Origin of the sequence: Bacillus sp. CR71 (assembly GCF_003429245.1) — a bacterium.
Classification (GTDB): Bacteria; Bacillota; Bacilli; order Bacillales; family Bacillaceae_G; genus Bacillus_A; species Bacillus_A thuringiensis_S.
In genome coordinates, this window is record NZ_CP031748.1 from 1,838,006 (window position 1) to 1,850,007 (window position 12,002).

The following is a 12,002-nucleotide window of genomic DNA, read 5'->3' on the forward strand; positions in this document are numbered from 1 at the left end:
GTATAACTATGAACAGTAACAATTTGATTGTTAAACATATGGATAACCCCCATGAGTTGGAGAAGATGTATAGAAAAGATCCGAAAGCTTTTAAAAAAGCATTCTCACAAGCATGGGACCAAAACCCTGATTCTCAAATTCTAGGTGCTTGGTATGAAAGGTTGCATTTTAAGGAGAAAGTAAATAAAGAAAAAACATCTTTGTTTCAAAAAGGTTTCTTATTCATGGGCCTTTTAGCTATTCTGGCCGGCATAAGCACTAGAATCATTTTCCACTTTGTTGAGCAGGAAGCAATTGCTCCAATTAATTTGGCTTTTGGTGTAATTCCCTTTATTGCTGCTTATTTTGTTTACAATAATAAGCCGAAAAAAAGTATTATTTATTCCCTTATAGCGTTATTCCTAGTTTCCGGGGTGTATCTTAATACGTTGCCAATAAATTATAAAGACAGTACCATACTTGCGTATTTACATCTTCCTATATTTTTATGGGTCTTAGTAGGGCTTGCATTTACAGGAAATGAATATTCAAAAGGCAGTACAAGATTAGCCTATATTAAATTTAATTTAGAATATTGTCTTCTCTACGGGAGCATGGCAGTGAGCGGAATGATACTAGCAATATTCACCATGCGTTTATTTAGCTTTGTTGACTTAGATATAGGAGAATTCTATTTTAGTAATGTTGTTTTATTTGGAGCAGCGGCTCTCGCTATTGTGACTGCATACTTAGTATCAATGAATCTTAAGCTTGCTAAAAATATTACACCATACATATCTAAAATTTTTAGTCCTCTCGTCCTGATTACCTTGCTTATCTATCTTATAACGGTAATTTTGGTCGGGAAAAATCCATTCTTGGATCGCAATTTCCTAATGGCCTTCAACGGAATACTGCTTGGTGTATTGGCTGTTACTATATTTTCTATCGTTGAGAGTGACTCAGACGAGAAAAAGAGTATTTCAGATTATATAAATTTTGCCTTAATTGTTCTGGCACTTATTATTGATACTGTTGCATTGTCAGCCATCGTATTTAGACTTTCTTCTTACGGGATTACACCTAATAGACTAGCTGTTTTAGGTGTAAACATACTGATCTGGGCAAATCTAATTTGGATTATGTTTTCCTATATGCGTTTCTTGCAAAATAAATCAGGACCAAAAGCTATCCAAGATGCCGTTACGAAGTATTTGCCAATATATGGACTTTGGGCAGCTTTCGTCATATTTACGTTTCCTATCATTTTTAATTAGAAAGGATCTGTTAATGCGGGAGTGGTGAGGGCTAATAATCATTGGGGGATGAACAAAACCCCCAATGATTAAAGTTTCACTTTATTATAATTGGTATTATTATGTTTGTAGTTTCGGTAATTTCATTTGTAATGATAAATAAGAAATAAGTGTTGTATGTAATCTTTCCATAATAAAAAACGTCCCAAAATGGGACGTTTTTTATTATGCGTATTGCCGTTTTTTCTTAATAAGCAACAAAACTTGTGACACACCAGCTAGTACTGGTAACTCAATCAATGGTCCAATAACGAGTGCAAGTGCGATAAGAGGCTCATCTGGAAAAGCGGTCACAGCGATAGCGAGTGCAACAGGTGAGTTTCTTGCTAACGTTGTTAAGCTTAGACTTACTGTATCTTTGTAAGATAAATGCATCATGCGCCCGATAAATTGTCCTAGTAAAAAATTAATGATGAAGAACAATAGAACAGGAACGAGTAATAATAAAACGACATTCATATTTTGCAGTAAATATTTACCTTGTGATGCAAACATCGCTACTATTGCTAAACTTAAAAATACAATTTGAGCAGAGCTGAAAAACGGAATGAGTTTATTCTCGAGAGTTTCAGCTTTTTTCATTTTATTCATAATGAATTTTGTAGCGTGTGCAAGTATAAATGGTAAGACGATTACGATAACAATACTTTCTACTAAAACAAAAACCGCTACAGTTTTCATGACACCAGCAAATAAAAATAAATAAATTGGAAGGAGTAGAACTTGCAAAATTAAATTTACAGGTAAAATTGCAGTAGAAAGTGCTACATTTCCTTTCGCTATTTCAGTAAAGATTAAGTACCAATCTGTGCATGGAGTAACCATTAACATTATAAATCCAACCCAAAGTGCTGGATGATCTGAAAGAAATAGTGCCCCTAACCCCCAAGCGAGTAAAGGTGTCCATAAGAAGTTAATAGTAAGACTTGTTCCAGCAAATTTTAAATTGCGAAATCCGTTTTTTATTTCTTTTAATGGGATGCTGAGGAATAATCCATATAGCATAAAAAATAAGAAGGGAACAATAAACTTGTCTGAATACGTATGTATCATATTAAATTGTCCGAGTACGATGCCGCATGTAACAGCAAAAAGAATAATAAAAGTTTGAATCTTTTCTATAGTGCTCATGAATAAATCCTTTCTATATATGAATTTTCCTCTCTAAGTTTATTATACAAGTAATAAAGATGTATTTGGTGTTCAATTGTATTTTAGTTAATATTTTTAAATTGAGATTTTGTTTTTTATTAAAAGTTACTTGACTAAAGTAAGTTGCTATATTACAATCACTTACATAAGGTAATTAAATAACAAAAAGTTTTGATTGGCTTTACTTAAGGTATCAATTGGAACTTTTTATTAGAATAAGAATTTTTATGATGATGAATAATGAATATGATAAGAAAGTTTAGGTGAAGAAAATGGGATTATTTAGCTCGTTATTTGGTAAAAAAGAAGAAAATAAGAATGTAGAGGGGAATAAAAAAATGTCAAAAGTATTATTTGTAAAAGCAAACGATCGTCCAGCGGAGCAAGCAGTTAGTTCAAAAATGTATGAAACATTTGTAAGTACTTATAAAGAAGCAAATCCAAATACAGAAATTACGGAATTAGATTTATTTGCATTAGATCTTCCTTATTACGGAAATATCGCGATTTCAGGTGGATATAAACGTAGCCAAGGCATGGAGTTAACAGCTGAAGAAGAGAAGGCAGTTGCTACAGTAGATCAATATTTAAATCAGTTTTTAGAAGCTGATAAGGTTGTATTTGCATTCCCATTATGGAACTTTACAGTACCAGCACCATTAATCACATATATTTCATACTTATCTCAAGCTGGAAAAACGTTTAAATATACAGCAAATGGCCCAGAAGGTTTAGTTGGTGGTAAAAAAGTAGTTGTGTTAGGTGCTCGTGGTTCAGATTACTCTTCAGAACAAATGGCTCCTATGGAAATGGCAGTTAATTACGTAACAACTGTACTTGGATTCTGGGGAATTACAAATCCAGAGACAGTTGTAATTGAAGGGCACAATCAATATCCAGATCGTTCACAACAAATTGTTGAAGAAGGTCTAGAAAACGTTAAAAAAGTAGCAGCGAAATTTTAATTCATGATAGTAAATGGAAAAACCAACATGGATGACCATGTTGGTTTTTTAGTCTATTTTTCATGTTAAAAAATGTATATTTATAAAATAAAAGAAAAGTTCGAAAATAGTATTGCAAAATATTATATAGCAAACTATAATGAGTTCAAGAATAGTTGATACTTAAATTAAATATTCAGAAAATTCAATTAGTTAAAATTGGAAAATGAGATAAGGAAATTTGAATGGGGGTTATATTATGGCGAATAAAGTACCGTTTTCGTTCATAGTAGTTATTGGATTAATGTTATTTGCACTATTTTTTGGAGCGGGAAATTTAATTTTCCCAGCGATGCTTGGTCAATCAGCAGGAGAGAATGTATGGATTGCTAACGCTGGATTTTTAGTAACTGGTGTTGGACTACCATTACTAGGTGTACTAGCATTTGGTTTTTCAGGTAAAGATGATTTGCAGTCATTAGCAAGTCGCGCTCACCCAGTGTTCGGGATTGTGTTTACAACAGTTTTATACTTAGCGATCGGTCCGTTATTTGCAATACCGAGAACAGGAAATGTATCTTATGAAATTGGTCTTAAGCCGTTTATGCCAGAGGGAGTAGGTTCTACACCTTTAATTCTTTTCACAATTATATTCTTTAGCATCACTTGTTTTTTTTCGCTAAATCCCGCGAAAATTGTCGATATTGTTGGAAAAATTTTAACGCCAATTAAGTTGACTTTCATCGGTATTTTAGTAATCGTTGCTTTTATACATCCGATTGGAGATATGCAAGCACCAGTGGAAGCTTATACATCACATGCATTCTTTAAAGGATTCCAAGAAGGATACTTAACGATGGATACGCTCGCATCATTCGTATTCGGGATTATTATCATTAATGCAATTAAAGAAAAAGGTGCAAAAACGAAAACACAAATTATGGTCGTTTGTGCAAAAGCGACCATAATTGCAGCATCTATTTTAGCAATTATCTATACAGCTCTTTCTTATATGGGTGCTTCAAGTGTTGCAAAGCTTGGACATTTAGAGAACGGTGGAGAAGTATTAGCGAAAGTTTCTAACTACTATTTTGGATCATACGGCGGAGTATTATTAGGATTAATGATTACAGTAGCGTGTTTAACAACTAGTGTGGGACTTGTATCAGCATGTTCTTCATTCTTCCATAAGTTATTCCCAAATGTTCCTTACAAAGCAATTGCAATCACGCTCTGTGTATTTAGTGCCATTGTTGCAAACGTAGGATTAACACAATTAATCGCAGTTTCTGTTCCAGTATTAACAGCAATTTATCCACTAGCAATCGTATTGATTTTCTTAACATTCTTCCATTCATTATTTAAAGGAAGAGCGGAAGTTTATCAAGTAAGCTTGATCGTAACATTTATCATCAGCTTATTCGATGGATTAAGTGCAGCTGGAGTTAACATTGAAGTAGTAAGCCAAGTGTTCACTAAATTCCTTCCGATGCAGGAAGTAGGATTAGGCTGGATCTTCCCAGCGATTATCGGTGGATTTATCGGATATGGCATTAGCATTTTAAAAGTGAAAAACCAAGTTCAACCAGCAACTAGAGCAGATAAGAAAATAGGTTAAATAAAAAAAGTTATAGACTTGTTTCTATAGCTTTTTTTGTTACTATTAATAATGAGAAAAAATAAAGTAGTAGGGGAAATAAAATGAAAAAAACAATTGATCATATCGGAATCGCAGTTCGTGATATAGATAGTACGATACGTTTTTATGAAAATGTGTTACTAGGAACTTTAATAGATCGTTACGTAAGTGAAGCTCCTGGTGTGGAAAGCGAAGTAGCCATTCTTGAAGTGGATGGAGATAGAATTGAATTACTTGCACCGACGAATAATACGACATCTCCAATTGCCCGTTTTATTAAACAAAAAGGTAAAGGTGTTCATCACGTTGCGTATCGAGTAGATGATTTAGATGTGGCTTTAGAGGAATTGAAAGAACAAGGTATTCGAACGTTAAAGCATACACTTCGAATTAATAAACACGGCAGAAGATTAATCTATCTTAACCCAGCGGATACAGAGGGAACAATCATAGAGTATTGTGATTATCCGGAAGAGAAATAGAAGAGGGATATTTTTTAAAAGGTGTTACGTAATAACGTAATACCTTTTTATTTATGTATTTCACACTTTCTTCACAAATGATTCACGATAACTTTTCTTCTTCAGGAACTTACGTAAATATATTTTATGATATAATAACAATCGACTTTAAAAATGTAAGTAGTATCTATGAAGGTAGTTACTATTATATTGGAAGTTTAGAGGTGAGAGAGAAATAAATAGTTATACTGTATAGAAGATTATATTTAATAAGGTTAATATTTCGCCCGATAATCAAACTTGGAAAGTTAAAGGAATGGAAGTATAGCGATGAGTAAGAAAGAAGTGAAGTGATTGTGAAAGTAATGAGAAAGTTAGGGACATGGTTATTAATTGCATGTGTGCTTATCATATCGATACCGAAAAGTACATCTGCTCATGCGTACGTTGTGAAATCAAACCCTGTTGAAAATGAAACTTTGAAGAAGGCACCATCTGTTGTGAAAATCGAATTCGATGAGGACATACAAGTTTCAAGTTTTAATACATTGTACGTGAGGGATACATCAGGTAAAAGGGTCGATTTGAAAGATGCTCATATTGATAAAAAAAACAAAAAACTATTAGAAGCAGGGTTAAAAGAAAATCTGAAAAACGGACTCTACTCTATTCAGTGGAAAGTGATTTCAGCTGATGGACATCCAATTCAAGGAGTTATTCCGTTCCGAATTGGGTCAGCGGAAGCGGGAGCAGATGATGTACAATTAGAAGAGATGGGGTATGTCCCGCAAATAGATATGATTATGGAACGTGGGGTTCTATATACAAGTTTCTCACTATTTATAGGAGTGCTATTCTTTAATCTTATTATGTATAAAGGGAATGCAACCTCGGTTCGATCAAGGAGTAAGAACATAATATGGATTTCCTTATTTGGGATATTTATTAGCTTGTTATTCAACCTACCATTGCAAGCAAAAATAAATGCAGATGTTTCATGGCTAGAAGCATTCAATCCTTTACTCTTAAAAGAAACGTTACAGCTTTCTGTTTTTGGATATGTATGGATTACTCAAATGGTTCTTATTAGTTCACTTATAATTGTTACGTATTTTGCGATGAAGTGTGGGAAGCTATCGTCGTTTAAAGTATGGAGTATTCCAATAGTATTGTTTATCGGGATACTTGTTATGAAAGCCTTTAATAGTCATGCATATGGTTTGAAGTTTAAAGAGATTGCTGTCGTTATGGATTTTCTGCATTTATTTGCAGCTTCATTATGGATTGGCGGTCTATCATCCATTATTCTTCTTTTACGTAAAGAGGATGACAAGTGGAGTATGTATTGGGATATGATTAAGCGTTTTTCACCGTGGGCAACAGGTGCTGTCATCGTGATTTTAATAACAGGTCTTTTTAACAGTACATTTTTTATTCCAACAATCCACTCTTTATTTGATACGAAGTATGGATTAGCTTTATTAGCAAAAATACTTTTATTCATTTTCATGGGGATATTGGGAATTGTACATTATGTGAAAGGGAAAATGAGAGCGCAGAAGGGATTAGGCGCTACGGTGAAAGTAGAGTTTATCATCGGAATTATCATTTTTGTCATCGTAGCTTTTATGACAAACGTACAAACACCACCGATGCCTCCTACTGGACCTTTTACAGAAAGTAAGCAACTGGATAATGGGTATGAACTTACTTTACATGTAAGTCCTAATAAAGTAGGACAAAATACATTTCATATTACTTTAAAGGATGAAAACGGACAACCTGTTACTGATATGGAGCAAATTATTTTAACTACTCAATCATTAGATATGAATATGGGAAAAGGTTCATTTAAAGTTTCAGCAGTTTCACCGGGAGAATATGAAGCAGAAGGTATGTATATTAACATGACAGGAAACTGGAATATACATGTTCATGGATTAACAAAATCTCTGGATAGCTTCGATACAGATTATAAATTTATTGTAGGTGGCAGATAAAGAGGCGTTATAGATGAAAGGGAGTTAATAGAAAATGAAACGTATAAAAAAATTAGGAACAACAATGATCGCAACAATAATTGCAATGGGAATCTTTTCGTTACCTGTTAGTGCTCATGTGACGGTAAAGCCAGAAACTTCTGATGTTAATTCATGGGAGACTTACACAATAAAGGTACCAGTTGAAAAAAATATAGCAACAACAAAAGTCACACTAAAAATACCGTCTGGCGTTGAGTTTCAACAGTATGAGCCAGTGCCAGGGTGGAAAGTGGAAGCGCAAAAAGATAGTGCTGGAAAAGTGAAAACTGTAGTATGGGAAGCGACAGGAGAAGGGATTTTAACCGGTCAATTCCAACGATTTACTTTCGTCGCTAAAAATCCGGATAAAGAGCAAAAAATAGCTTGGGACGCATATCAACAATATAAAGATGGAGAAATTGTTGAATGGACAGGCGATGAAAAAGCTGAAAAACCACATTCACTTACTACAATTGCAAAAGGTACGTCATTAACAGGAGAACATGGTGAAGTGTCTAGTGTAGAAAAGAATGAAGGCACTAGTAATATGCAAGTAATAGCGATTGTCTTATCTATTTTGGCGATTGTATCGTCGGTTGGTGCGTGTGTTTTTGTAGTACGTCGTAAAAAGTAAGACGTAAGAAAGAGCCTACAAACAGTAGGCTCTTTCTTACGTTTATTTCAATTCAACTTGCTGCCTTATAGCAAGTGCTTTTGGTTTTATATTTACAAAACAAATGCTCACAACAATAAATAATAGCCCAATAAATAAGCTCATTGTAATGGCCTCATGTAAGAAAATTGAACTTACAATAATAGCGATTAGTGGAATGAGGAATGTATAAGCCCCAACTTTACTTGCTTCACCAGCTCCAACAAGTGTGAAGTATGCAAGCCACCCCATTGCAATAACGAAGAACGAAATAAAGAGAAGTACGCTAACAAATGGTATACTCCAAGCGATACTAGACCAGCTTTCAAACTCTGAACCAAATCCAATTAAGCAAAGCCCGCCAATAATGAGCTGAAGTGTTACCATCCAAATGGAATTAACGCGGTGCCCAGTCTTCTTAATAAATACTGTTCCAAGTGCCCAGCCAATAGCGCATCCTATCGCGAGAAGGATTCCGATAATAGAGATATGTCCAGTTAAACTACTAGAGCTAATGACACCCACGCCAATAAATCCAAGAACAAGCCCAAAAATTTTTAAGCCGTACATAGATTCTTCAAGCCAAATCCATGAGAAAACGCCGAGTAAAACAGGTTGTAGAAATACAATGGCGGAAAATAACCCAGCTGGCATATATTGAAGGCCTACAGTTTGTAATCCGTAAAATATAATGATGTTAAGTAAAGAAGAAATAACGTATAAATGCCAAGTTTCTTTTAAGTGTAACTCTTTGTATTTCGGTAATGCGAAAAGGAGTAAAATGAATCCTCCAATTAAAGTTCGAACGCCTGCAAATAAAACGGGTGGTGTATAATGCAGGGCAAACTTAGATAAAGGCCAATTGATTCCCCACATGAAAACGAGAAAGGTAAGGATTATGGCCGTCTTAGTTCGAGAAAGCTGTGTCACGGTAAGACCTCCTTGTTGTTATTCATTTCACTATGATATGATATCGACTGTAATAAATAAAATGAATCTTTTTTATGGGGAGTATAAGTGATTAGTTATGACCATTACACAACTGCAAGTATTAATAAAAACCGTTGAGTTAGGTAGTTTTACGAAGGCAGCTCGGGTGTTAAATATGACGCAGCCAGCTGTTAGTCATGCGATTTCAAGTATTGAGTCAGAGATAGGAGTTACGATTCTTATACGTGATAAACGAAAAGGATTAATTGTTACGGATGTAGGAAACAGAATTCTTGTACATATTAGAGAGATTTTGAACGGTGTAGAGAAGATTGAACAAGAAGTTGCGATGGAGAAAGGGCACGAAGTTGGGACGATTCGAATTGGGAGTTTTCCGAGCGCTTCTGCACATTTCTTACCCAAAATGATAAACCTTTTTAAGGAGAAGTATCCGAACTTAGAAGTCGTTCTTTGTGAAGGAACGATTAAAGAAGTTGAAGATTGGTTAGTATCGAGGGTTATTGATATAGGAATTGTTATTTTGCCTAATAAAGATATGGAGATTGTTCCATTAACGAAGGGGAAAATGGTTGCTATCTTAAGAGAGGATCATCCTCTCTGTAAGAAGGACGCTCTTACAATTTGTGATTTAGAGAATGAACCGATCATATTATGTAAGGGTGGATACGAACCACCCATTATTGATATGTTTAAACAAGCAAACGTACCACTTCGGGCTGAATATGTAATTTCGACAGTTACTACAGCTTTAAATATGATTCAAGAAGGATTGGGCATTGCAATATTAGCTGAATTATCTTTAACGAATTTACCAAAAAATGTGCAAACGAGAGAATTGGAACCACAAGTATGGAGAGAAATTGCTTTAGCTGTTCCTTCATTAAAGGATTCTTCAATCGCTGTGCAGCTATTTATTGAAGAATTTCAATCGCTATTTGCAGAATAAAAAGAGGTGTCTCATATATCATAATGGGACACTTTTTAATTTACTTATAAAAAATCTATGAAAAGGATTGACTTATTTTTTAGTTGTAACTATAATGATTACATCGAGGTGGTGATTACGATGAAAATTAGTAGCCGCTTTTCCATAGCTGTTCATATTTTATCTATTTTGAAAAACAATCCATCTTCACTTTGTACTTCAGACTATATGGCTGAGAGTGTCAATACAAATCCAGTAGTCATTCGTAAAATCATGTCGTACTTGAAACAAGCTGGCTTTGTTTACGTAAATCGTGGACCGGGTGGCGCGGGATTACTAAAGGATTTATATGAAATCACATTGTTAGATGTGTATCATGCAGTGAACGTAGTCGAAGAAGACAAGCTATTTCATATTCACGAGCAACCGAATCCAGATTGTCCAATTGGGGCGAATATTCAAGCGGTGTTAGAAATTATTTTAATTCAAGCACAATCCGCGATGGAAGAAGTTTTGGGAAATATTACAATGGGGCAGTTGTTTGAAACTTTGCAAGAAAAAATGAATGCTTAAATCCTATTTATATTTTTTTGTCATTAATGTAACTGATTTGATTACAACAATAAAGGTAAGGTGTAAAAGTTATGACTGTAAAAATGAAAGTATACTCAGATTTTATATGTCCGTTTTGTTTTTTAGCAAAAGGTCCATTAGATGAGGTAGCGAAAGAGAAAGATGTAGAGATTGAATGGATGCCATTTGAATTACGTCCAAGTCCATATTCAAAAATAGATCCATGGAATGAACCAGAAAAATTAGGTTCATGGGATGCTTTCATTCTTCCGACAGCGAAGAAGTTAGGAATTGATATGCGCTTGCCACGTGTTTCACCACATCCATATACACATTTAGCTTTCGAAGGATGTCAATTTGCGAAAGAACGTGGACTAGGTAATGAGTATCATCACCGCGTATTCACAGCATTTTTCCAAGAAGAGCAAAACATTGAAGATATTGATTTGTTAACAAAATTAGCGGTAGAAGTAGGACTTCCTGAGGCGGAATTTAAAGATGCTTTAGTAACTCGTAAATATAAAGAAAAGCATCAAGAAGCAATTCAACACGCATATGATGAAGCGAATATTATGGCTGTTCCAACTGTCATGATTGGAGATGAAGTCATTCAAGGGCTTGCTAGTAAAGAAACACTAGAAAGGGTCATTGATAAAGAAATTGAAAAGGATAAAACAAATTCATTTGAAGGTATGCAATGTAATACCGATGGATATTGCTAATTCGCTTGTTATGAAATAACAAAATAAATTATAAAACAAACATTTGGAGGAATTAAAATGTCAGCAACTACAACAAACTTAAAAGAAGCAATTGTGAATCGCCGTTCAATTCGTAAAGTAGCAAAAAACGATGCAATTACGAAAGAAAGAATTGAAGAAGTGTTAAAAACAGCTTTACACGCACCAACATCTTTCAATATGCAAAGTGGTCGTATGGTTGTATTAATGGATGGAGAGCATGAAAAGTTTTGGGATATTGTTAAAGAAACACTAAGAGCTCGCGTACCAGCAGAAAACTTTGAAGCGACTGTAGAAAGACTAAAAGGCTTCCATGCAGGTGTAGGAACAGTTCTATTCTTTGAAGATCAAGCAACTGTACAAAAAATGCAAGAAAATGCGCCATTATATAAAGATCAGTTCCCATTCTGGTCTCATCAAGGAAATGCGATGTTACAACATACTGTGTGGATGCTATTATCTGCTGAAGGAATTGGAGCGTCATTACAACATTACAACCCAATCGTAGATGCTGAAGTGAAAGAAACTTGGAACATTCCAGCAGAGTGGAGCTTAGTAGGTCAAATGCCATTTGGTGAACCAAACGAACAACCAGCAGAAAGAACGTTCTTGCCTACTGAAGATGTAGTGAAATTTTATTAAGAAATAC

Annotated in this window: 12 protein-coding genes; 10 read left to right on the forward strand and 2 right to left on the reverse strand. The window is 34.6% G+C overall.

From position 1 onward, the window contains the following. Window positions 1-8: 8 nt before the first annotated feature. The gene (locus DOS87_RS09440) at window positions 9-1,256 is read left to right on the forward strand and encodes a DUF4153 domain-containing protein (protein ID WP_001087655.1); all 1,248 of its coding nucleotides are present in this window, start codon (window positions 9-11) and stop codon (window positions 1,254-1,256) included. Between the two features lie 204 nt (window positions 1,257-1,460). Here the strand turns inward: DOS87_RS09440 and DOS87_RS09445 are convergent, their stop codons facing one another. Further along, window positions 1,461-2,426: an arsenic resistance protein gene (locus DOS87_RS09445; protein WP_000103813.1), complete on the reverse strand. Its 966-nt coding sequence runs from the start codon at window positions 2,424-2,426 to the stop codon at window positions 1,461-1,463. Between the two features lie 293 nt (window positions 2,427-2,719). Between DOS87_RS09445 and DOS87_RS09450 the strand changes: the two genes are divergently transcribed. The 5 genes from DOS87_RS09450 to DOS87_RS09470 all read left to right on the forward strand — a co-directional run bounded on the left by DOS87_RS09450 (window position 2,720) and on the right by DOS87_RS09470 (window position 8,146). Then, complete coding sequence (locus DOS87_RS09450; RefSeq protein ID WP_000522502.1) at window positions 2,720-3,412, forward strand: FMN-dependent NADH-azoreductase; 693 nt, start codon at window positions 2,720-2,722, stop codon at window positions 3,410-3,412. A 238-nt stretch (window positions 3,413-3,650) separates the two neighbouring features. After that, window positions 3,651-5,009 (forward strand): branched-chain amino acid transport system II carrier protein, encoded by a 1,359-nt coding sequence (brnQ, locus tag DOS87_RS09455; protein WP_001284783.1) that lies wholly within the window; start codon window positions 3,651-3,653, stop codon window positions 5,007-5,009. A gap of 83 nt (window positions 5,010-5,092) precedes the next feature. After that, the gene (locus tag DOS87_RS09460) at window positions 5,093-5,512 is read left to right on the forward strand and encodes a VOC family protein (protein ID WP_000750851.1); all 420 of its coding nucleotides are present in this window, start codon (window positions 5,093-5,095) and stop codon (window positions 5,510-5,512) included. A 329-nt stretch (window positions 5,513-5,841) separates the two neighbouring features. Then, entirely contained in the window at window positions 5,842-7,491 is a 1,650-nt protein-coding gene (locus DOS87_RS09465) for a copper resistance CopC/CopD family protein (protein ID WP_000636159.1), read from the forward strand. A 34-nt stretch (window positions 7,492-7,525) separates the two neighbouring features. Then, the gene (locus tag DOS87_RS09470) at window positions 7,526-8,146 is read left to right on the forward strand and encodes a YcnI family copper-binding membrane protein (protein WP_000821388.1); all 621 of its coding nucleotides are present in this window, start codon (window positions 7,526-7,528) and stop codon (window positions 8,144-8,146) included. Window positions 8,147-8,188: 42 nt separating this feature from the next. Here the strand turns inward: DOS87_RS09470 and DOS87_RS09475 are convergent, their stop codons facing one another. Continuing rightward, entirely contained in the window at window positions 8,189-9,094 is a 906-nt protein-coding gene (locus tag DOS87_RS09475) for a DMT family transporter (protein ID WP_000192819.1), read from the reverse strand. Between the two features lie 97 nt (window positions 9,095-9,191). Between DOS87_RS09475 and DOS87_RS09480 the strand changes: the two genes are divergently transcribed. From DOS87_RS09480 to DOS87_RS09495, 4 genes are all read left to right on the forward strand, one after another. Beyond that, a complete protein-coding gene (locus DOS87_RS09480; RefSeq protein ID WP_000156761.1) occupies window positions 9,192-10,061 on the forward strand; it encodes a LysR family transcriptional regulator in 870 nt (289 codons plus the stop codon). 120 nt (window positions 10,062-10,181) lie between these two features. Then, on the forward strand, window positions 10,182-10,613 hold the full coding sequence (locus DOS87_RS09485; protein WP_000704083.1) for an Rrf2 family transcriptional regulator: 432 nt from the start codon (window positions 10,182-10,184) through the stop codon (window positions 10,611-10,613). 71 nt (window positions 10,614-10,684) lie between these two features. After that, a complete protein-coding gene (locus tag DOS87_RS09490; protein ID WP_000216665.1) occupies window positions 10,685-11,335 on the forward strand; it encodes a DsbA family oxidoreductase in 651 nt (216 codons plus the stop codon). Between the two features lie 57 nt (window positions 11,336-11,392). Further along, on the forward strand, window positions 11,393-11,995 hold the full coding sequence (locus DOS87_RS09495; protein WP_001277013.1) for a nitroreductase family protein: 603 nt from the start codon (window positions 11,393-11,395) through the stop codon (window positions 11,993-11,995). Window positions 11,996-12,002: the final 7 nt, after the last annotated feature.